This is a genomic window from Nostoc sp. FACHB-110 (assembly GCF_014697425.1).
In the GTDB taxonomy this organism is placed as follows: domain Bacteria; phylum Cyanobacteriota; class Cyanobacteriia; order Cyanobacteriales; family Nostocaceae; genus Nostoc_B.
This window is the reverse complement of the sequence record NZ_JACJRU010000002.1, coordinates 346,596-369,471: the sequence shown is the minus strand read 5'-3', so window position 1 is coordinate 369,471 and position 22,876 is coordinate 346,596. Positions and strand designations below refer to the sequence as shown.

The window sequence follows — 22,876 nt, the reverse complement described above, 5'->3', positions numbered from 1 at the left end:
CCAAAAAAGCTATATTCTTCAAAACCTACTAGATAAAATCGGCAAAATCTACTGTACGTATATTTCTTTATTTTCACTTTTCACTTGTTACTTTTGCCTTTTTTTACTTAGTTACTTTTAATTACCATCTTTAAACTTTCTGTTTCTATTCCTCACATTCTCTTGGCGAAATCCAGATTTTCTTGATAAACTGGATATAATTTAACTCAACAGCTTGATAAACTGATATTAACTTGATACCTTTTTATGAGGCTGATTCAGCTACATATCATACACAATAAGCCTTGTTAGGTTTACCTAACCTGCTTGACTATTTTTACTCAATTACGGTTATAAGTGAAGTTGCGATCTCGCAATTGTTACAGTTAGATATCAATTTCTTTCTAAAGGTGGATACTAACTATAATTTTCGAGTATTATGTGTTGTGCGTCAGCTTTCCTAGCTTTTAAAAAAACGCCTCACTCACTTCTACCGTTATCGGGGTCTGCGCTGTTGTAGCAGGTATAAATAGGGGAGCCTCCTGCGGCTTAGTAATTCACTGCTCAAGTCCATCCCAACAGTTCAGCTATTTGCTCTACCTCTAGGCTGCCTGTATCTGTAGCCTACATGATACGTTTAGTACTCTTGAACCGAGTACCAGTTTTTGGTGCGGTTGAGTATTAGTGGTGGCTAAACAACTTTTTATGCAGTAATTTGTTAGTCCATCTGCATCAGTTTGTGCTGGCATAGTTGCTGCAAGCAAATAAACAGTATTTAGTAAGCAAAAGGTGTAGTAATGATACTAAATTTTTGTCACACTCTGCAAGTTTAAAAAAATTATCTTTGGCAACTCATTCAAACTTTGAGTTTGTTGTTATACCTGTAGTCATCACCTTTCCTCTCGCTGCATAGGCTTCTATTGCTCCTCACACAGCACCCGCACTTCTAGAGAGTCCACCATGCTCAAACCCCTCTTGCTGTCAGGATGGTTCCGTGTGCAACCATTTCTCAATTCTGTTGTCGTAGTGATGCTGATTGCTCCTTTAATTGCAGCATCAGGCCACTCTACCTCTGCTAAACAATCCAAAGTAGTAGCAAAAATTACTCCTGAAAGCGGAGAATCGGAAACTGTACCAGACCAAACGGCTTCTATAGCTGAGTCTGATTTAGCGGGAATGTTTCACGATGGTGCTAACAACTCCTCTATTGAGAAATCTGGCTTATTACCCCAAAAAATAGCTGGAGTTGGGGAAAAACCAGTTATAGAAGCACAAAAAATTGATTCTCTAGTAGTAACAGATTATTCAATACCGACTAATCACATCAGCAAGGATTTAAAAACAGTCGATCCTTTGGCTGCGGTGGAATTAGCTCCTATACCTCAAGCATCCATAACTCATGGAAAATTGCCATCTGCGGCAATTGAATCTTTGATGCGGGATCATGATTTTGCGGCAAACAAAAATGCTCTAGTCGGTTTATCGGCATCAAATCGAATTCCCGCCATCGCCCCAATTCCCCAAGAGTCAGCACCAGATTCGACCACTGAACCGCCAGCGATGGCCGCACCCAGCGAGGAGGAAGCCGAGCAATTAGATCCCATCGGTAGCCCTCATCCTATTCCTTGGAAATGGATTGTAGCCACTCAAGAGGCTGTTGGCTCTAAGGGAATTTCTGGTGTACGTTATTACCGTAGTGTGCCTGTGATTTCCCCTGATGGTAAGTATGCTGTTTACAGTCGGGTGACAATGGAAATTAAACCCGAAATGTACAATAGCCGTGTGACTAGTGTGATGTTTGTGGAAGATAGACAAACCAAGAATCTGCGGGTGATGGCTTCTACTTCTCAAACAAATGATCCGCTATTACATACTCAGGGGTCACAGCCAGAACAGACCAGTGAAAATGGCCAAATTGGCGTGTTAGTTCCTGTTAGCTGGTCAGAAAAGAGCGATCGCTTTTTAGCACGCAAGTTTGAAGGTGTATTCAATACAGGCGATGCTACAGACCATGCAGTCATTTGGGATCGTCAAAAAAACCACACTAACACTGTCGCTCCTACCCGTAACGAAGATGAGCATGAAAAGATTGCGGTACTTCTTGGTTGGAGTAAAAACCAACCCGATCGCGTGCTGTTTCGGGCGGGAGAAATGGGCGAAGAAGAATGGCCTTTAGTCCAAGTTGCTACTGATGGTAAAACCGTAAATCCCACAGATTCCGATCAACCTGTCACTTTCGGGGATAAAGTGTCGGAAGTTTGGGCAGGGCCGCAAGTAGCGACTCGATAGTTAAGTTTATCAACAATCCGATTGCTTCCCGTTGTTGGCACAGCTGATGGCGGGAAATTTTTTTGGTCAATAAGTTAGCAAATAGCTGTATGATGCCCTAAAAGTATTTTTTAACTTGCATATTTGAAACTCCTTCTTTAAAGCAGGTGTCCCTACACCCTGTTCATCGATGTTCTCACTACCTTGGATAACCCTATAACTCAAGAAAAATGCTCGAAAATTCTGTTCCCATCTCCACCCTTTTTATTGGGCTTAATGGTCTAACAGCTTTTGTTCTCTCTTATATTGCGACCTTTGAACGGGTAAAAACACGAGTTTGGCATGGTGAGTCTCATGAAGATGTAGCCCAACAACCCGACCCATTAATCAATCCTAGTGCTTGGGCGGCTTTTGTGGATAAAAGCACGCAAAATTTATTGACCCCGCAAAATCAAGATAATGGCTTGCTGCAACGCAAGGTGCGCGCACATGGAAATTTTGCTGAGTATGTACCTCAAGCATTATTGTTTTTACTTGCTTTAGAGCTAATGCAAGTACCAACTTGGCTATTGTGGCTGTTGGGAGGGAGTCTAACTTTAGCGCGAATTGCTCATGCTTGGGGTTTAATCAAAACCTATGGCCCTTCACCAGGGAGGGCTATTGGCTTTTTTCTTACTTGGTTTGTTTATATAGTTGGGAGTTTAGCCTGTATATATTATGGGCTGAGGGCGATCGCTTAAATAATTTTACATAACAGTTTCAACGCAAAAACTTCACCACTTTAAAGAAAATGGGGACTAGAGACTAATATGATTTTTACTTAGTACTCAACACTCAGTACTTTTTGTCATTTACTGTGACTTATCACCACTTTCTAACAAAGACATAGAATCTTTCACCCTACGGATGGGTAAATTAGCAATCAAAGCTGTTGTTCTTTGATTGCTTTCTAAAGAAAATTCTAAGCCTTCAGTGTCGATTTCCACGTAGCGGCAGACGATATCTAGAATTTCTTGACGCATTTTTTCTAACGTCTGAGCATCTAGATCGGCTCGGTCGTGGGCTATGACGACTTGTAGGCGACGTTTAACTTGATTGCGACTGTTTTCTGGAGGTCGAGAAAAAAGTCTTTCGATAAGTTCAATGATCATTGCTAATAGATGTCAGGAGACTGAAACATTAAACAATCTTTGTCCACAACAACTTACGCAACCGGGCGAAGATGTTATCTGGGGGTGCGTCGAGATCCAAGAATTCGACGGTTTCTCCTTCTAATCTGCGAGCAATATTTTCCACCGCTAGGGCCGCTAAAGAGGGAGTATCACCTAATACCAAAGGTTCGCCGCGATTGGTCGAGACAATCACACGCTCATCGTCCGGGATCACGCCAATCAAGGGAATTGCCAGAAGTTCTTGAACATCTTGAACAGACATCATATCATTTGCCTGTACCATTGCTGGTCTGATTCGGTTGATTATTAAGTGTACACGCTTAATGCCTTGTGCTTCTAGTAACCCAACTACCCGATCAGCATCCCGAACGGCGGAGATTTCTGGCGTGGTGACAATCAAGGCTTCTTTGGCTGGGGCGATCGCATTTTTAAATCCGTTTTCAATTCCCGCCGGACTATCAATAATCACATACTGATATTTTTGGGCTAGTGCATTCACCAGTAACTTCATTTGTTCGGGGGTGACTGCATCTTTAGAACGGTTTTGGGCTGCTGGTAGAAGTACGAGGTTGGTTTGGCGCTTGTCTTTAACTAAAGCTTGTTCTAGGCGACACTCTCTAGAAAGAACTTCTACGGCTGTATAAACGATGCGGTTTTCCAGTCCTAACAGCAAGTCCAAATTTCTCAGACCAAAATCTGCGTCAACCAAGGCAATTTGACGACCCATTTTAGCCAGGGCCATTCCTAGGTTTGCTGATACTGTAGTTTTACCCACCCCTCCTTTGCCGGAGGTAATCACAATAATGCGAGTCATGTTCAGAGTTGCGAGCGATGAGGGTTCAGGAATTATATAATAAATATTTATGGTACTGGATTAATCCTAGCTAATTGATTTCGAGAAAAATCAGTAGCTCTAGCGATGCGAATACCTTGTGGCGTGATATGTGCCACTTCGGGAGAAAATTGCGATGGTAGCTTTTCTGGCGCTCTGGCTACAGCATCGGCGATTCGCAATTGAGTAGGTTCCATTTGTAAAGCCATAATCAGGCACTCACGGTTCCCGCCAGCACCAGCATGAGCAATTCCACGTAAACGCCCCCACACTAAAATATCTCCTTCTGCAACTACGATACCACCTGGATTGACATCTCCTAGCAAAATTACTGTTCCTGGATGCCGAATTTCGACTCCTGAACGGACGGTCATTTCCAGATATAGCGCGTCTGCTTGGGTTGTAGCCGTGGCTTGGGCTTCGGAATTGAGGGAAGTGTGGGGCTGTAATTGTTCTACGGAATAGCCCGATGTCACAGCCGCGATCGCAGTTTGTCTGCGACTAGTGGCGACAGATTTTAGCTGGAGTTGTACTTCACTAAAACTATCGGCTAAATCTTGCAGTTGTCGCCCATCTAATAAACGGTCATGGGCAACCAAATGGACTGGTGTATTCGCCACCCGTAAGCGATCGCCTGCGTTTAATCGCACCTTCAATTGTTGCCAAATTTCCGCCCAAGCTATGTCTGAGGCTGGTAATTGAGATTCTGACGGCAAAATCACTAACAATCTGCCAGCTTCATTTTTAAACTGAACTTGGATGCTGTTTTTCAGCCGACTATCGATTTCTGGTACATTATCCCAAAGCGCAGCACTCAAATCTACCTCTGGGTTTTCCGCATTAGTTTCTACGTCGTTAGTCAATGTTAACTCCAATTCCCTAGGGGCAGAATTTAACTGTATATCTTGATGTTGAGAGCTTGATTCTAATTCTTGAGGAACAGAATCTGGATTTAACACCAAAGAAGGAGAATTGGTCTTTAAATAGAGAAGTACAGATGATAATTCCGCATCAGGAATCACAGCATGGGGATCTGTTTCATTCGTGGCAGAATTCAACTCATGATCAATATCAGCAACGATAGGATTTATTTCTACATCCGATAGGTGAGTGATTGACTCTGCCTCAGGAAGTGCAGAATTTGACTCTGGATTAGGGATAGCAAAATCAGAAGTCATGCAACACCAGCCATAAACACGACGGAAACTCCGGGTAATTACTTATATTAAATTAGTTGCACAACGCAACAACAATTCTCACCCAAGAAAGTTATGAGTAACTGAAGTCAAAGCCGCCTCAAAGAATGCTTTGACTTCTTGCTGAGTGATCTAAACGCTTCCTTTGCTTCCCTGGGGATGCACTAACAGTCGATGCTCACAAATTGGGAGATGTTCATCAGACTGATGTTTCTGAAGTATTCCAGAACAAACCATTTTCTATCAACCTTGATTTATTATTCTTAACTACAGATGCAAACAGCTATTAGGCATACATATTGCACTGTTTTTTGTGGATTGTCATTAGCCATTGGTCAATAGTCAATCGTCAATCGTCCAAGGTTTTTTATCAACATCTAATGACAAATGACACTTGCAGCATAAAGGATGAAGTATAAAATCTTCTACTTTATACTTCACACTTCATACTTTTTAATTAACCTTTTGTAAACTGTCGCCAAGGCCTGAGCATCACCAACATTCCCAGGGAACAAGACGACTGGTAAATTGGCAAATTGCGGGTGATCAGATGGTGTTGTTACCATTGAACAACCAGCCAGAATTTGTCCTAATAAGCGTGCTGTTCTTAAGGCTAAACCTGTACTCAAGACATCATTTGATGTAATTCCACCTTTGCTAATTAAAAAACCAATGTCCGCAGGTAAACCGCGCACAATATCCATCAATAAACTCGAAACTTTGATGCCAAAATCTAGACGTGTTTTAACATCATCAAAGGTAAGTTCTTGACGGCTGGTATAAATTACAGGTGTTTTGCCAGCTTTATGTACAGTGTCAATGTTTTCTAAGACTTCGGCTAATAGTGTAGCGGATTGCTCAGGTTGCTCAAGTAATCTTTTTACCTCAACTTCAATTCCTGCTGTCCCCTGGGTTTGCAACAAGGCTTCTAGTTGTTGAGTAGTTTTTTTCACATGGGAACCCACAATGACTGCGCCAGGTTTGCCTTGCCGCACATATTCTGCCATGTTTTCGGCGGCGATGGGTTGGGGAGGTAAGGCGGCTAAGGCTGTTAAAATGCTAGCTGCACTGCGAAATAAAAAGCGTTTACCTTGAGAGGCGGCTGCTAATAAGTCTTGAGCAAAGGTGTTGAGGTCAGTTTGGGTTTCGCCATCAACGACGGCACACTGATTATCTGTCAGTTTGAGCAACCGTTCTAAGCTTCCAGCACGAATATCATTGAGTAAAAATCTGGTGACAGACTCGGCACGAATGCGTCCTTTGGTTTTTTCTTCTACATACTTGGGTAAGTAACTGTGATGATAGCCAAAGACAGAATCACGGGCAAATTCAGTTTCGTGGACTGGGGTAGGTACACCGTCAACGATTAAGTAATGGATGCTGTCACGGGTGATGCGTCCGCCTTCAAAAAATGCTGGAACAAGAAAATGAGCATCGAAGGGGCCGAGTTCCGTGGCGATCGCATCAGTTTCAATTGGATAATGCCCCCGCAAGGTAGAATCAGAACGACTAACCACTAAAAAATCGCCAATTCCTTCAGCGGCTATTGCTTGTTTTAAATTCTGACAAACTTCTTTAGTGATAGCTGCGGCTGATTCTGGTGGCAAAGCACGCGTATTTGTTAATACAAAAAAAATCGGTGACTCATCACGCAAGCCGATGCGTAAAGTATCTACATCCCACCGCATTAACAACAAGCAGCTATGAACTGTTTGCGAACCTGTAGGGTCATCATCCAAAACAATTATTTTTGGTTTATTACTCATGAGAATTAGCGGTGAAAAAATTATGTGAAATGATTAAAATATGTTGCAATTTTTTGACTATGACTAAGAACAGGGTGTGGGGTGTCAAGGAAAAACGCCCCTCCCACACCCTACAAGGTACAAGCCCCTGATTTGAATTATGGAAAAAGAATTTAGATGTATTTCCAGACAAATTAGTGCGAGAAATACAGTGTCCTGATTTGTCAAACCCCTATTTTTAAATATGGGTTTCCCTACACCCTACACCCTTTTCATTTGCACATCTGGCTCAGAGTTAGAGCAGGGAACAGGTAACAGAGAAAAAAATGCCTACACAAGTAGGTGCAGTAATCAAATAGAATTGCTATGTGGGACTCATATTTGATTTGGAAAAAAATACGGGACATCCAAAAATTCTCTTTCCTATTCCCTACTCCCAGCTTGTACAAATAATTTCCCAAATCACACCAGATTCCTATATATGTTTATTGCTTATTCTGGTATATCAACCAAAATATTGCCTTCTTCCACACGCACAGGAAAAACAGGTAATGTTTTTTGTTGTGAAATCAGAGAAAATACTTTACCGACTCCAGGTGGCCAAGGACACCAAGTATTTACCTCACCAGTCTGCAAATCAAACGCACTACGATGGGCAGGACAAACGATCGCACCATCTTCAATTTTCCCACTCTTCAGCGGCAATTTTAAATGGGGGCAGACATTATCTACTGCATATAGCTGATTTTCGTGGTTCAACAAGAGAATTTTGCGCTTGCCCACGTTTACAACTTCTCTAGCACCAGGGGCAAGGGCATCAGCGGCAAGAACTTTAGTCCAACTCATTCAGGTTCCTCTCCTAATTGCTCTGATGTTTAGTTTGCCGCAATTGTGACCACTGAGTAAACGCATTGGTGTTTTTGCTCAAGTAAACTAGGCAATTTTTTCACTCAGCAGTTTTGAGGCGATGCTGTGACTCGCAAAACATAACAGCAGGTATAACATAGAGTAGACAATACATTAACTTTAAATTACTTTACAAAGGCGGTGGAAAATGGGACGCATCAATCCCTACACGCTACAAATGCAGATTACCCGAATGTTTGACCAAGGGCAATCATTTTTCGCCACAACCAAAGTGCAAGAATGGCTCAAAGAACGCAATCAAAATCCCTTAGATTTTGACATTATATTTCATCAAAAACCTGCTCCTCCTGGCTCTAAAGAAGTGATGGTTGTAGAAATTGAATTGCGCCGCAAAGATGGACAACCTGTAGATCCTTGGCTGCAAGAACAAGCAAATCTTCACGCTTGATTGAGTTTGAAGGAAATATCGCCACCTTCAATCATTCATAAAATTAGAACTAATGGGGCGAAGAAAATTCACTACTACATAACGCTCTTTCATCACTCTCACCAGAGTAAAAGCCTATAATTCTTGCTACGCAATATTTTCAGGCAAAATACATAATTTTTACCATAATGTTAGAAAATAAAACTTCAAACTCAAGTGCTGTATGAAGTTTAAATGTTGCCTGAAGTTTTTCTGTCTCTAGAGTGAATTAAAAATTATCAAGCAATATCCAAGATTTCAGCATTAGCTCAAATCTCAAGCTCTAGCCTGATTAACGATAGTACGCTGTTTCAGCATTTAACTCACATAAGGCGTACTCTTCTCTAGAAAACATTTTTCCCTCATTCCAGTCACTGGTAACGATTTTCTCACTTCAGTGACTCGAAGGAGGGAATTTTCTTTTCAATTGTTCATACACAAACCTTGTGTAAAGAAACAATAAGTTGCATATCGCCTTAACTCGGTCTTTAACAATTGGGCCCCAAGTTGGTTGACGCATAAACAAAACATTCAATCAGCATTTACACCTAGGTAAATTTACTAGTGCTGTATTTTCTGGAAACTTTGGGCTACCCCAAAGTTAAAAGCTTACTTTAAAGCACTTGTTTGCTGATTTTACAAGATGTTTAAGGATTTTACTCATCCTTATTGCTTTAGGCTACTACCCTAAAGATAGTCTTTATATGTGTGGTAAAAAATTAAACACAACAATTTCCAGCAGAAGTTGTACTTAAGCATTATTAATTGTCTCATTACAGTTAAGAGGAGATTTTTTGTAAGTACCTGAAAGCTTGATTTGTTCGACACTGCTTCAGTGATTGCTCTTGTCAACAATCAACTTATGGCGTTTCCCTTGTTATCAGGTACATTTCTTTGATGTCAGAGGCTAGAAAAGTTAAAAGCTAGAAGCTAGTAGTTCACCTAATTGAAGTAGGAACTGCTATGTCTGTTGCCAATAAACTCAAATTAGTATTGTTTACCGCAGCCTTTCTTTTCCTTGACAAGGCTCAGATCAATCCAATACACAAAACATCATAAATTACTGCGCAGACTAGCTCTCTAATGATTATTTTTTAACTCTAGATGTAAGTTGGATTTCACTTTGATTCATCCAATCTGCACAACTTCGGGTTGAAAAAAAGACTTGACACACAGCTTTTTTGAGACTCACACAAAGTATGTCAAAAGCCTCAATTCTTAGCTGTTTGTTAGGGTCTTAAAGCAGTATCGACTGCTATCGGCAAACTTTAACTATCACTGAAACAATCCATTTATTTAGGTAGAAATCATGGCTAATATCAATGGTACTAATGGTAATGATCAGCTCATTGGCACAACTGAAAATGACCTTATTAAAGGCTTTGGTGGGGATGATTCTATAAATGGTAACGGAGGTAACGATACCCTAGAAGGTGGTGCTGGGAGCGACAACCTGAATGCTTCCTACTCTTCTGGGAACAATACCTTCAAGGGAGGTAGTGAGAATGATAATTTAAATATCTCCTATTCTTCTGGGAATAACACCCTAAGTGGAGATGCTGGTAATGACTATCTGGTGATTAGCTTTTCTACTGGCAAGAATACAGTTTCTGGTGGTGGTGGTAGCGATTACATATATGCTTATGAAGTCCAGGGTGCTAACACCCTCAATGGCGGCGATGGCGATGACAATTTCCGTATCAGTAGCTCGTTGACTGCACCTTCTTCCTTAGTGACTCAAACGGTGAATGGGGACACAGGTAACGATCTCTTATATGTTGATTACAGCAATTCTAATGCAGGAATCACCTCAACTTTTAATGTCAGCAATAACCAAGGCTCGATTACAGCAGGTACAAATCGAGTCAGCTACAGGAATATCGAACGATTAAACATCATAGGTACAGCCTACGATGACTATATTGTTGGGACTAATGGTAACGATACCCTCTCTGGTGGTACTCTTGGCAATGATACGCTTGTTGGCGGTGCTGGTGACGATAACTTGAATGTTAATTACTCAACAACATCCTCCAACTTGGTAACTCAAAAGGTAGATGGAGGAACTGGTGAAGATTACTTGTTTGTTGATTATAGCTATGCTATCAGTGGAATCACCTCCAGTTTTGATGCAAATACTAGCCAAGGCTTGATTACAGCAGGTACAAATCAGGTTAGCTACCAAAATATCGAACAATTAAACATCATAGGTACAGCCTACGATGACTATCTTGTTGCTGGTAGTGGCGGCAATAACACCCTCAACGGTGGCGATGGTGATGACAAGTTGAATGCTAACTCCTCAACAAGTGATAACCTACTTGATGGTGGCGATGGTGATGACCAGTTGAATGCTAATTCCTCAACAGGTGATAACCTACTTAATGGCAGTGCTGGTGATGACAAGTTGAATGCTAATTCCTCAACAGGTGATAACCTACTTGATGGTGGCGATGGTGATGACCAGTTGAATGCTAACTCCTCAACAGGTGATAACCTACTTGATGGTGGCGATGGCAATGATACTCTCTACGCTTCTGATTCCCTTTTTTACGACTTTGAGGGATATGTTAGCACCTCTGGGGCTACCGGCAATAACACGCTCAACGGTGGCGATGGTGATGACAAGTTGAATGCTGACTATTCAACAGGTGATAACCTACTTAATGGTGACGATGGTAATGATACTCTCTCCGTTTCTGGTTCTGCTGGTTACTACGAAAACTCTTTGTCCAACTATCGTAGCGGCTCTGCGGCTACCGGCAATAACACGCTCAACGGCGGAGCTGGTGATGACAACTTAAATGCTAACTATTCAACAGGTGATAACCTACTTGATGGTGGCGATGGCAATGATACTCTCTCCATTTCTGGTAATTACTACTACTCCGGATATCTTCGCGGCTCTGCGACTACCGGCAATAACACGCTCAACGGTGGGGCTGGTGATGACAAGTTGAATGTTGACTATTCAAAAGGTAATAACCTACTTGATGGCGGCGATGGCGATGATACTCTCTCCGCTTCTGGCTTGCTCAACCCACGCTGGTATGGTGATATATTTCTCACATCAGGGAATAACACGCTCAACGGTGGGGCTGGTGATGACAAGTTGAATGTTGACTATTCAAAAGGTAATAACCTACTTGATGGCGGCGATGGCGATGATACTCTCTCCGCTTCTGGCTACGTCTACGCCAAAATCGGCTTATACGTTCATTATTACAGCATTTTTGGTGGGTCAGGAAATAACACCCTCAACGGTGGTGCTGGAGATGACAACTTGGATGCTGACTATTCAATAGGTAATAACCTACTTGATAGCGGTGATGGCGATGATACTCTCTCCGCTTCTGGCTACGTCTACTTAAAGAGCTACAACTCCTACACCAACTCATATAGTTATAGCGTTGTCGGTGGGTCAGGGAATAACACCCTCAACGGTGGCACTGGTGATGACAACTTGAATGCTAACTATTCAACAGGTAATAACCTACTTGATGGCGGTGATGGTAATGATACTCTTTCCGCTTCTGGCTATGTCTACTCCAGCTACAGCTACTACTCCGGTTACAACAATTATAGTCTTGTCGGTGGGTCAGGGAATAACATCCTCAACGGTGGTGCTGGTGATGACAACTTGAATGCTGACTATTCAACAGGTGATAATCTACTTGATGGCGGTGATGGTAATGATACTCTTTCCGTGTCTGGCTACAGCTACTACGACTACAACTCTGGAGTATATAGAGGAATTGGTGGGTCAGGGAATAACACCCTCAACGGTGGTGCTGGTGATGACAACTTAGTTATTAACTATTCCTCAGGTACGAACCTGCTAGATGGCGGTGATGGCGATGATACTCTCTCCGCCCTTAGTGCGTCAGGCGATAACACCCTCAATGGTGGTGCTGGCGATGACATTCTTTATGGTGGTGTTGTTGGTGATATCCTCAATGGTGGTGCTGGTAATGATGCCATCTATGGATATGGCGGCGATGATATCTTTGTCTTCAATAGTTTCAATGAAGGCATTGATACTCTTTATGACTTTGACGCAACAAATGAATTGATTCAGGTATCTGCGACTGGTTTTGGCGGTGATTTGTTAGCAGGTTCACTCTCAGCTAGTCAGTTTATTTTAGGAGCATCGGCAACGACAACCGAGCAGCGATTCGTTTATGACTCGACTACAGGTGCGCTATATTTTGACCAAGATGGCAGTGCTGGTGGATTTAGTCAGGTACAATTCGCACAATTATCTAGTGGAGTTTCACTCACCGAAAACAATTTTGTGGTTGTTTAAAGACCAGGACTAAAGCAAGCAAGGGAGCAGGAGCAGATTGGATAGTAACCTCTTCCCTGCTCTTTTGCCCCGAAGCGGGCCCCTTTGCTGTCTTAATAGTGCTAATAAGATTGCAACCCTGCAAATTGTGTTGAATTATTTAGTCACGCTCAGATATTCTGTTGCTATTTTTTGCAATGCTTGACGATTGACTTTACCTTGAGAATTGCGTGGTAAACTTTCTAGACAAATCCAATGTTTCGGTATTTTAAATTTACTGAGTTTATGTTTAAGTAAAGATTGAATTTCTAAATAAGATGTATTTATATCTTGCAAAACATATATAGCTGTTAACGCTTGTCCCCAATGTTTATCAGGTATGCCAATTACACAAACATCAGTAACCATGTTTGTTTCACGGATAGCAGCTTCAATTTCTAGTGGATAAACATTTTCTCCACCTGTAATGATTTTGTCACTGCTGCGTCCGATAATGTGTAAATATCCTTGTTCATCTAAAAAGCCTAAATCATCTACTTGGATATAATCTTGATTTTCCCAAACATGCGGATAATAACCAAGGGTTAAAGATTTAGCTTGAATGGTAATATTGCCAATTTGATTAGCATTTAAAACTTTGCCTTGTTGATTGCAAATTGTTACTTGAGCATGAGGTAAGATGCGACCACTGTTAGTTTTACCTTGGAGAAAATCATCGGGTTTGAGTGTAGCAATTTGCGAGGCAGTTTCTGTCATGCCATAGGTTGGTGCTATTCTAATGTTGTTAAATCGAGCTTTCGCTAATAATTCTTGCCAAGCTGGTGCGCCTCCTAACATCACAGTTTGAAATTGAGCTAACCATGTAGTTAATTCTGCATTTTGTAATAGGCTTTCTAACTGCGTTGGGACTAAGGAAAGGAAAAATTCTGATGCATGAATAGAAGGTATTTGGGCAGATTCTAAGCCTTTGAAAGGCAGAATGACTAGTTGACCGTTAGTTGTAAAAGAACGGATAAACTGCATTAAGCCACTGACATGATATATCGGTAAAACACAAAAAGAATTAATTTTTTGTAACTGAAAATATTCCTTAAAGCCTTGTACAGATGCTGTAAGAGTTTGCCATGTATGGATGGCAAATTTGATTTTACCTGATGAACCACCTGTGGGGATCATAATTTGGCAGGAATGTTGAAGAGGCAGCGCACTGTGTGGGGTGGTTCTGTTGACTTGTAAAAAGGGGTGTTTTTGAGTCAGATATTTTTCCCCTGCTTTTTCTATCCCTACTCCCCAAATAATATCTGGTTGGACTAATTCAAATACTTGTTGCCATTCTTGTATTCCCCAGTCGGGGTTACAAAGAAAGACTGGACAATTGGCTGCACAGGCGGCGAGGAAGCTGGCTAAAAATTTAACTGGTTGGCGTTCAGCTAAGATAATTTTGGGGTTGGTTTTCTGGTTTTTGGAGATTTCTGTTAATTCTGAATACAGTTGTTTTGCTAGTGCAGAAAATTGTTGGCTGTGGTCACAAATTAGCCAATCATTTTGCGGTAAGTTTTGTAGATAAGCTAAAGGCTGTTCCATATATTTTGAGGACTAGCTGTGGCTGTTTGGGCAAAAAAATGATCAATTCCAAAACCAACTGCCCGATTTTTGCGAGATAATTCTGCTGCTAATTGCAGTGCAGGTTGTCTCCCGATGGCAGTTTCAAAGACGGATGAAAAGACGGCATCAATTTCATGCTGTTGGCAAAATTGACGCAGCCGTGATGGTGAACCGATGATTCCTGGTTTGATGACAAAAATTTCTCGCCAGCCTTTTTCATAACAGGTGATGAGTTGCTGGAGTGTGGCGATAGATTCATCTAAGGCGATCGCAGTTGTGTAAGATATACTCAACTCCAACATTTGGGCAAATTCGCTAATTGGTAGCGGTTGTTCGATAAATTCAATTTCTATGGGTAATTGTGCTTGCATACTGTCGCAAGTCCACAGCCATAACTCGGCCTGTGCGTAGCTGAGTCCCCCATTCGCATCTAGGCGCAGTTTCGCTGAGGTGGGTAAACTATGACACAGTGTATCAAATATTGCTAACTCTGTAGCGATCGCATCAACTCCAATTTTCCATTTAAATGTTCGATAACCTTGTTGCCATAAAGTTTGCCATTGCTGTAAAGCTGCTTCCCCAGCCGAGAGTAAGCCACTACAAGGAAGAACCGTTGCAGCTAATTCCTTCTCCTCACTCTTTAATCCTGCAATGGCTGATTCAAACCCAAATTGACAAGCACTTAAATTATCAGATATCGAGAAAATCATCTCCGATGTAATTTCTCTGGGTAGTTGGTGACAAAAATCTAAAGCTTGTTCTAAGGTTTCGGAACCAAACCAGCTAATAGGGGCGATTTCTCCCCAACCAATATTTCCACTGACATCAATTAGGCGGAGGATAATCCCTTCGCGGTGATGCCAAACGCCATGATGAGTAGTTAATGGTTGGGCAAATCTACGTTTATAGGGACGAAATTCAAACTGATAAACCATCAGCCGCCTAGCAAAAATCCCACACCTAATAACAAGCAACTCCAAAAATGGACATTCACAGCAATGAATTTACAGTTGCTAACTTTTTCTGGATGGTTGTGATTTTGATGGACGTGACGACATAATTTAACGGCGTAAGGTAAACTCAACCAACTTAAAATTGTCCAAAAGGGGAAAAATCCCAAAATTACTAACAACAAAGTTAGAGGATAGATGCTGGCGGTAAACCAAATCAACACTTTCGCGCCATTTGCTGTCCCTAAACGAACAATGGGCGAGCGCTTCCCTGCGGCTATGTCATCTTTAACTTGGTGAAAGTGTGAACAAAACAAAATTAAGCTAGTAACAATGCCAACAATCACTGAAGCTGCTAAACTCTTCATCGACCAAGCTTGAGTTTGGCTGTAATAGGCGGCTGCTACTCCTAAAGGGCCGAAGGCAAAAAAGCACAGAATCTCGCCTAACCCTTGATATCCCAGGCGAAACGGCGGCCCTTGGTACATATAGCCCAAAAAACAGCAAAAAAGTATGATCCCAATCACAGTTGGGTCTTTTTGCCAAAGAGCAATCGCCAATATACCCAACAAGCCTGTGACTAAGCAAAGATTTCCTAGCCAAAATATTAGCGATTTATTACCTGTCAAATTCACTAAGGAATGATGCTTATTTTTATCAATTCCTGTTTCCGAATCAAAAACATCATTACTAATATTTTCCCATGCCAAAATTAAGATTGCTGCTGCTAAAAAAGTCAAGAATACTTGCCAATTCAAAATCTTAGTTTCCGCAAAAGCTACTACTGTTCCTATCCAAATCGGCATAATAGCTACACTATACATTGGCGGTTTTATGGCCGCCATCCATAGCTTACTTTTAGAACGAGAAATTGGCTTGGTGGTCATACCTTTTCTTAGTGAATCTGCGCTCAATCTTGCTACTATTTGTGATTATTTATTGCGCCTAAGCGCATTTTTTAACAAAATTAGTAGCTAATTAATTATTATTAATTAAATTATTCCACAACTTTAACCATAATGATGATTGTTGCTCTATTTAAGCGATTAATAATTCTTATTTTTATCTATTGTACTCAGCAATTAGCATACTGTTCAGTAACGTTTTTAGCAAATAGCACTCAGCACTTTTTTATGCTTTTTCATACTTCTCTTAGTAAAACTTATTTTTCAATTGCAGGTCAAAACAGAGGACAGCTTGTCTTAGTTTAGTAATACCCTAAACACAGCAAACTATACTCTGGTGAAATGGTGACTGAATATGCTACCTGTAGAAATAGACCATGTTTAATTACACTTTAGGAAGATAACTTAAAAAAAATTTACTATTGCTAGATCCATGACAGTTTCACCATGTCGCAGCAACTTCTTTGTCAATCACAAAGACATTCATCAATTTCTGTTAGCAGTACAACAAAATTGCCTTAACAATAATTGTCGGCAAATTGCCAGTATTTCTCTGGAGCTTGATTGGGTTGATCCTTTAGTTGTATTAGCTAAACTAACGCAAGCAAATGAAATAAATTTTTACTTTGAGAACAGAGGTAAAGGTGAAGCGATCGCCGCAATTGACGCTGTAGAAAAATTACAAATTAATGGACAAGACCGTTTTAATCAAGCTGAATATTTTATCAAAAATTGCCAAAAAAATATAATTAATTTTAATATAAGTCCTAAAAATTTTTCTGGGCCGCACTTTTTTTGTTACTTTAGTTTTTTTCCTGACAACAACCAAGCCGACTATCCATTTCCCTCGGCAACAATTTTTCTGCCGCGTTGGCAAGTCTCTGTTAAACACCAACACTGCACACTAGTAACCAATATACTAATCTCTGGCAACACAAATGTCCAAAAAATTTGGCAGAGTTTATGGAATAAAATTGAGTTTATTAATTCTTTAGACTATTTTTCTCCCCAACTCGATATTCTATCAACCAGCTTTTGTCAGCAATCTGTATCTCAAGGTACAGAATTTAAACGCTCTGTTGTCTCAGCTTTAGAAAAAATTCAAGCTAGCCATTTAAGTAAAATTGTCCTCGCTGATGCCTTAGATGTTAGGTTAAACCATCAGTTTGATTTATATAAATCATTAGATAATCTGAGAAAAATCCATCCTAATTGTTATATTTTTTCTACAAGTAATGGTAAAGGACAAAATTTTATTGGAGCAAGCCCAGAAAGATTAATTAGTATTCATAATCAACAGTTGATTACAGATGCTTTAGCTGGCTCTGCACCACGCGGTACTACACCCACAGAAGATGCGGCCAATGCCAATCGTTTGCTCAACAGCGAAAAAGAAAGACACGAACACTCTTTAGTGATTGATTTTATTACTCAACGCCTCTCACAGTTAGGGTTGTTACCCCAGGTATTACCAGCACGTTTACGCCAGCTATCTAATATCCAACATTTGTGGACACCAATTCATGCTATGGTGCCGGCGAATGTCCATCCATTAAAAATAGTCGCTCAACTACATCCCACTCCAGCTGTTGCAGGTGCAGCGAGAGATGTAGCTTGCGCCGAAATTCGCCGTTACGAAAACTTTGAGCGAGGGTTATATGCAGCACCTTTAGGTTGGATAGACTCTCAAGGTAACTGCGAATTTATTGTTGGGATTCGTTCAGCTTTAATTGATGGCGATCGCGCTAGACTTTACGCAGGTGCAGGTATCGTTGCCGGTTCTGATCCCGATAAAGAATTTGCCGAAGTCCAACTCAAGCTCCAAGCATTACTCAAAGCATTGGTTTAGCTCCATTGTCTGGGGAACTGGCGACAGAAAATGCTGAAAAGCCCGCTTATGAAGCATATCAAAACCTAAAACCTCTAAATTGCATAAATATTTAAACAACTAGTGATAAATTCAGTGAGTATTTATTCACTTGTTTTGTGGTGCGTTGTTAGCGCGATCGCCTCTTAAGATATTTTTAGCCCTAATTTATGACCAAGCCCTGTTGGGGCGGGGTGTGGGATTTAGGGATGTAAGGAAAATACAGCCCCAACAAAAGCGCGAGTCATAAACCACGCCTTTTTCAGGAAGGGATGAGAATCCCCTACACCCTGTTCCAATCAAGAGATTTGGAGTTAAAAGTTACAATGTTATTACTAGTACAGGTTGGCGTAAATAAACAGACCAGCAAAAATTGCTAAAAGGCCTGTAGTATCACGATTCTTTCTTTTTACTTTTGACTTTTTACTTTTGCCTTGTTGTACTAGTTTTCAAAAGCTGATCGTGAACTTTTACTAAAAAAAGTAGGTATTCATAGTTTATGAATCGGCACAAATCCAAACGCAATCGTAGTGTTATACTCACTCGCCAAGGTTGGCAAAAGCTTCAAACAGCTAAACTTGCAGCAGAACTGCAAGAAAAATCTGGCTCTAAATACACACTCGAAGAAATATGTGAACGCACTGGGTTATCTTCTAACACAATTGCAAAGATATTAACTAATCAAGAAGGAGTGGATAAACGAACGCTGGTTTACTTATTTATGGCGTTTAATTTAGAGCTAAATCCCCAAGACTATTGCAAGTTAAATTCTGATGCAGCAAAGCTTTCAGCTGCAAAATCATCCCAATATGTTGATTGGGAACAGATGATAGATGTATCGATTTTTTATGGACGCACCAGCGAACTCACGCTCTTAGAGCAATGGCTATGTCAAGAACACTGTCGAGTCATCGCATTATTGGGAATCGGCGGCATTGGTAAAACAGCTTTAGCTGCTAAACTAGTACAAACAGTGCAAGGATGTTTTGAATATGTAATTTGGCGATCGCTTCATCATGCTCCCCCTTTATTTGAATTGCTTGCCAATTTAATTGAGTGTTTTACCAAACAAGAAGTATTCACAACTGATTTAGCCAACACCGTTGAGGGCAGAATATCCCAACTGATTAAATATTTGCAACAACAGCGATGTCTGATTGTCTTAGATAATCTAGAGACAATTTTGCAACCTGGAGCTTATGCTGGGTGTTATCAAAAAGGTTATGAAGATTATGGTTTACTCATCCAAAGATTAGGGCAAGTTATACATCAAAGTTCTGTATTATTAACTTCTCGTGAAAAACCCAAAGATTTAGGGTTACAAGCAGGACAAGCATTACCTGTGCGTTTCCTACAACTAGCAGGCTTGACAACCGAAGCCGGCAAAAAGATTTTTGATCTCAAAGGTCTGTTTGGTACAGAGTCACAAAAAAAAGCTTTGATCGAGATTTACTGTGGAAATCCATTAGCTTTAAACATAGTTACCGCAACTATTCAAGATGTCTTTAATGGTGATATTGCTCAGTTTTTGCAGCAAAATATCACTATTTGTCGGGATATTTCTACTGTTTTAGAGCGGCAGTTTGAACGTTTAGCTAATTTAGAGCGTGTAGTTTTGTACTGGCTGGCAATTAATCGTGAGCCAATGGCACTCTACAATTTACAAGCAGATTTACATTTATTAGTATCACCACCCAAATTAATCGAAGCTCTAGAATCTTTAATTAATCGTAGTTTAGTTGATAAAATTCATCCAACACCAAACAAACAAGCTGGATTATGCTATACATTAAACTCTGTACTTCTAGAGTATGTGACCAAAAAATTAATTCAGCAAACATTTCAAGAAATTGCCACTCAAAATATTTCTCTACTGAAGTATTATGCTTTAAGTAAATCTCAAGCTAAAGATTACATCAGAGAATCTCAAATTAGCGGCATTATTCAGCCAGTTATCGATAAACTTTTAACTACTTTCTCGACCCCAAAAAACTTAGAAAAACATTTAAATGCAATTTTAGTCAAGTTGCAAAAAGAATCACCCTTAGAACCTGGATATACAAGTGGAAATATTCTCAATTTGCTGCTGCATTTAAAGACAGATTTAAAAGGGTATGATTTTTCTCATCTTAATGTGTGGCAAGTAGATATGCGGGGTGTGAGATTACCGCAAGTCAACTTTCAAAAAGCTGATTTATCCAAATCAACTTTTACTAAAGATTTTAGTCACATTTCTGCTTTAGCATTCAGCCCCAATGGCAAAACCTTAGCCATGAGTGATGCAAATGGTAAAATTTGCTTGTGGCGAGATTTTGCCGCAGAGGAACAGCTTTTGACCTGTATCGGCCACATTGATGGTGTACAAGCGATCGCCTTTAATCCCAACAGTACCATTCTTGCCAGTGGCGGTAATGACCAGAACGTAAAACTTTGGGATGTAGATACAGGTCAATGTCTAAAAACTTTGACAGAACATCCTGAGCGAGTCAAATCCCTTGCTTTTAGTCCCCAAGGAGATATTCTCGCTATCGGTAGCGACGATTGGGTTATACACTTGTGGACTATGGCAGACAGCAAATACCATCAACAATTACAGGCACATCAAGGTTCCATATTATCCGTAGTGTTTAGTCCCCAAGGTAAAATTCTTGCTAGTGCCAGTAGCGATAAAACCATCAAACTATGGAATTTCCACAAAGGGAAATGCCTCGCAACTTTACAAGGACATACAGATTCGGTTGACTCACTAGCTTTCCATCACAACGGTCATCTTTTGGTGAGTGGTAGTGAAGACCAGACGATTAAACTTTGGAGTATTCCAGAAGGCAAATGTTTAAGAACCTTTCACGGGCATAGCGACAGAGTTAGCACTGTTGCCTTAGCACCGCACAGTGATATTTTAGCTAGCGGTAGCGATGACCACACTATCAAACTCTGGCATCTGCGCACAGGAGAATGTCTGAAAACATTGCCAGCACACAAAAGTTCCGTCTGTTCGGTGGTATTCAGTCCAGACGGTCAAACCCTAGTCAGTGGTAGTGAAGACCACAGCGTCAGATTTTGGGATGTCAACACAGGCCAAGCCTTAATCAACTTACAAGGATACAGCAACGGAGTACAGTCAGTTGCCTTTGCCCTTGGCGGTCAAACCATAATTAGCAGCAACAATCACCAAAGCATTCAACTTTGGGATGTGACAGAAGGCAAGTGCTACAAAACTTTGTCAGCCCACCCCCATCGCGTCCGAACCATAGCCTTTAGTCCTCAAGGTAACATCTTAGCAAGCAGCGGTTACGATCGCCTCGTGAAACTGTGGGATAGCACCACCTGTCAATGCTGCAACATTCTCCAAGGCCATACTGGCTGGGTAAAATCCATCGCCTTTGCCCCAGGCGGAAACATCCTGGCTAGTGGTAGTGACGATAAAACAGTCAAGCTTTGGGATGTCCACACTGGTCAAGTTGTCAAAACTTTGGCACATACTCATGGAGTCTGGTCAGTTGCTTTCAGTCCCAAAGGTCAAATTTTAGCTAGTGGTAGTGATGACCAAACAATCAAGCTTTGGGATGTAAATACAGGTGAATGTCTCCAAGTTTTGCAAGGACACACCAGTTGGGTCTTATCCGTCGCTTTTAGTCCAGACGGAAAGACATTAGCCAGTAGCAGTAAAGACAAAACCATCAAACTTTGGGATGTGAATACAGGTAAATGTCTCCAAGTTTTGCAGGGACACACCAGTTGGGTCTTATCCATTGCTTTTAGTCCTGACGGTAAACTTCTAGCTAGCGGCAGCGTAGATCAAACATTAAAGTTGTGGGATATCCGCCAATCTTATCAATGTGTCAAAACTTTGTCTGGTCATACTCACTGGGTCAGATCAGTTGCCTTTAGTCCAGATAGCCAAACTTTAGTCAGTGGCAGCGAAGATGAAACCGTGAAATTATGGCAAGTTAGTACCAGTGAATGCCTCAAAACCCTAAGAAATGAAAGACCTTATGAAGGGATGAACATTACTGATGTTACTGGTTTAACCGCAACAACTATTGCATCTTTAAAAGTTTTAGGCGCAATTGAAAGCTGAAAGATACACAATCACTTGTGGATTTAACGTAAGGATACATCCGTCAGAATTCAGAATTCAGAATAATTCAAGAATCTGAATAATATGTGGTGACTAAATATATAAATCAGATTAAATTCCTTATCAATTCTGACTTCTGGCTCCTGGGTACTGAATTCTGACGATTTAACTTTCTTATAAGTGCTGAAATCAATTAATATTGAACTCCTGATTTATTAACTGAGAAACTACATTTTGGGAGTTTCAATGTCAAACATGATTTGGGACAAAATTATTGCTGTCTTTAGAAATAACTTAATTTTTTAACTATTAGTATTTATATTTATTATCGGCTTGACAATTGACTTTTAACAATTCTTCATGTAATCTTCTAAATAAGAAAAATCATTCAAAACATCCAACTAAAATATTAAATTTTTATTTAATCTCAATAAATAAAAAAATATTGAATTTTCTAATACATACAATTTCAATCACAATTGATGAGTAATTGTGATGATTATATTGCTCAATTTTTACTTAAAAATTACTCAAATATTGCCAGCTATTGTAGGTTTTTAGTTTTAGTGATATAAAATCAGATTTATAAATACTGACAGGCGGTGTAATTTTTCTAAATTAATTAGCTTTGTAACCAATCTCATCAACTGCTCGTGTT

General features: G+C 40.5%; 14 protein-coding genes. 6 read left to right on the top strand and 8 right to left on the bottom strand.

The window, feature by feature from the left end; translation table 11 throughout:
- The first annotated feature begins 939 nt into the window (after nucleotides 1–939).
- A complete protein-coding gene (locus tag H6G69_RS03860; RefSeq protein ID WP_190681825.1) occupies nucleotides 940–2,268 on the top strand; it encodes a hypothetical protein in 1,329 nt (442 codons plus the stop codon).
- Between the two features lie 209 nt (nucleotides 2,269–2,477).
- Nucleotides 2,478–2,987 carry an MAPEG family protein gene (locus H6G69_RS03855; RefSeq protein WP_190681822.1) on the top strand — a complete coding sequence of 170 codons (510 nt, stop codon included), beginning with the start codon at nucleotides 2,478–2,480 and terminating at the stop codon, nucleotides 2,985–2,987.
- A gap of 111 nt (nucleotides 2,988–3,098) precedes the next feature.
- On the opposite strand, the gene minE is transcribed toward H6G69_RS03855, so the two are convergent.
- The 5 genes from minE to H6G69_RS03830 form a co-directional block, all read right to left on the bottom strand.
- Nucleotides 3,099–3,398 carry a cell division topological specificity factor MinE gene (minE, locus tag H6G69_RS03850; protein ID WP_190681819.1) on the bottom strand — a complete coding sequence of 100 codons (300 nt, stop codon included), beginning with the start codon at nucleotides 3,396–3,398 and terminating at the stop codon, nucleotides 3,099–3,101.
- A 28-nt stretch (nucleotides 3,399–3,426) separates the two neighbouring features.
- On the bottom strand, nucleotides 3,427–4,233 hold the full coding sequence (gene minD / locus H6G69_RS03845; RefSeq protein ID WP_062287403.1) for a septum site-determining protein MinD: 807 nt from the start codon (nucleotides 4,231–4,233) through the stop codon (nucleotides 3,427–3,429).
- Nucleotides 4,234–4,280: 47 nt separating this feature from the next.
- The gene (gene minC / locus H6G69_RS03840) at nucleotides 4,281–5,429 is read right to left on the bottom strand and encodes a septum site-determining protein MinC (protein WP_190681816.1); all 1,149 of its coding nucleotides are present in this window, start codon (nucleotides 5,427–5,429) and stop codon (nucleotides 4,281–4,283) included.
- Nucleotides 5,430–5,884: 455 nt separating this feature from the next.
- Nucleotides 5,885–7,213, bottom strand: coding sequence for a four-carbon acid sugar kinase family protein (locus H6G69_RS03835; RefSeq protein WP_190681813.1), 1,329 nt, complete (start codon nucleotides 7,211–7,213; stop codon nucleotides 5,885–5,887).
- A gap of 471 nt (nucleotides 7,214–7,684) precedes the next feature.
- Nucleotides 7,685–8,038 (bottom strand): Rieske (2Fe-2S) protein, encoded by a 354-nt coding sequence (locus H6G69_RS03830; protein WP_190681810.1) that lies wholly within the window; start codon nucleotides 8,036–8,038, stop codon nucleotides 7,685–7,687.
- Nucleotides 8,039–8,246: 208 nt separating this feature from the next.
- Here H6G69_RS03830 and H6G69_RS03825 point away from each other — a divergent pair, with 208 nt between their 5' ends.
- Nucleotides 8,247–8,507, top strand: coding sequence for a hypothetical protein (locus tag H6G69_RS03825; RefSeq protein ID WP_190681807.1), 261 nt, complete (start codon nucleotides 8,247–8,249; stop codon nucleotides 8,505–8,507).
- 1,327 nt (nucleotides 8,508–9,834) lie between these two features.
- Nucleotides 9,835–12,831, top strand: a complete 2,997-nt coding sequence (locus tag H6G69_RS03820; RefSeq protein WP_190681805.1) for a calcium-binding protein — start codon at nucleotides 9,835–9,837, stop codon at nucleotides 12,829–12,831.
- A 135-nt stretch (nucleotides 12,832–12,966) separates the two neighbouring features.
- Here H6G69_RS03820 and H6G69_RS03815 read toward each other — a convergent pair whose 3' ends face one another.
- The 3 genes from H6G69_RS03815 to menA are packed head-to-tail and all read right to left on the bottom strand — an operon-like array spanning nucleotide 12,967 to nucleotide 16,252.
- Nucleotides 12,967–14,394: a 2-succinylbenzoate--CoA ligase gene (locus H6G69_RS03815; RefSeq protein ID WP_190681802.1), complete on the bottom strand. Its 1,428-nt coding sequence runs from the start codon at nucleotides 14,392–14,394 to the stop codon at nucleotides 12,967–12,969.
- Nucleotides 14,379–15,350 (bottom strand): o-succinylbenzoate synthase, encoded by a 972-nt coding sequence (locus H6G69_RS03810; protein ID WP_190681799.1) that lies wholly within the window; start codon nucleotides 15,348–15,350, stop codon nucleotides 14,379–14,381. The genes H6G69_RS03815 and H6G69_RS03810 overlap by 16 nt, the downstream gene beginning before the upstream one ends.
- Nucleotides 15,350–16,252 carry a 2-carboxy-1,4-naphthoquinone phytyltransferase gene (menA, locus tag H6G69_RS03805; protein ID WP_190681796.1) on the bottom strand — a complete coding sequence of 301 codons (903 nt, stop codon included), beginning with the start codon at nucleotides 16,250–16,252 and terminating at the stop codon, nucleotides 15,350–15,352. The genes H6G69_RS03810 and menA overlap by 1 nt, the downstream gene beginning before the upstream one ends.
- A gap of 451 nt (nucleotides 16,253–16,703) precedes the next feature.
- Between menA and H6G69_RS03800 the strand changes: the two genes are divergently transcribed.
- Complete coding sequence (locus tag H6G69_RS03800) at nucleotides 16,704–18,119, top strand: isochorismate synthase MenF (protein WP_190681793.1); 1,416 nt, start codon at nucleotides 16,704–16,706, stop codon at nucleotides 18,117–18,119.
- 517 nt (nucleotides 18,120–18,636) lie between these two features.
- Complete coding sequence (locus H6G69_RS03795) at nucleotides 18,637–22,218, top strand: NB-ARC domain-containing protein (RefSeq protein ID WP_190681791.1); 3,582 nt, start codon at nucleotides 18,637–18,639, stop codon at nucleotides 22,216–22,218.
- The last annotated feature ends 658 nt before the right edge of the window (nucleotides 22,219–22,876 follow it).